Source organism: Schumannella sp. 10F1B-5-1, from assembly GCF_006517535.1.
In the GTDB taxonomy this organism is placed as follows: Bacteria; Actinomycetota; Actinomycetes; order Actinomycetales; family Microbacteriaceae; genus Schumannella.
In genome coordinates this window covers 1-248 of the sequence record NZ_VHQH01000211.1, presented here as the reverse complement: position 1 = coordinate 248, position 248 = coordinate 1, and the positions used below count along the sequence as shown (strand labels likewise).

Annotated in this window: 1 protein-coding gene; it reads right to left on the bottom strand. The window is 73.8% G+C overall.

Annotated elements, in window-relative coordinates; translation table 11 throughout:
- Window positions 1-248 (bottom strand): Ig-like domain-containing protein (locus FJ658_RS16475; RefSeq protein ID WP_181408515.1); only part of this gene is annotated, 248 nt, incomplete at both ends.

Here is a 248-nt window from a genome sequence, read left to right as displayed (position 1 = left end):
CGTCGGTGCCGGACACGCCCTCGGCCGCCGTGTAGACGATGTAGTCGTCGCCCGTCTCGTCGATCGTGCCGAGCGAGGCCCCCGTCGGGGTGCGCAGCAGGAAGGTGGAGTCGCCGTCCGGATCGATGCCGTCGAGGGGCAGGTCGATGCGGATCGACCCGCCGGCGAGCACGCGGGCGGTCGCGGGCTGCGGCACCGGGGCGCGGTTGGTGTCCTCGTCGAGCGGGGTGACGGTGAAGCGCACCGTC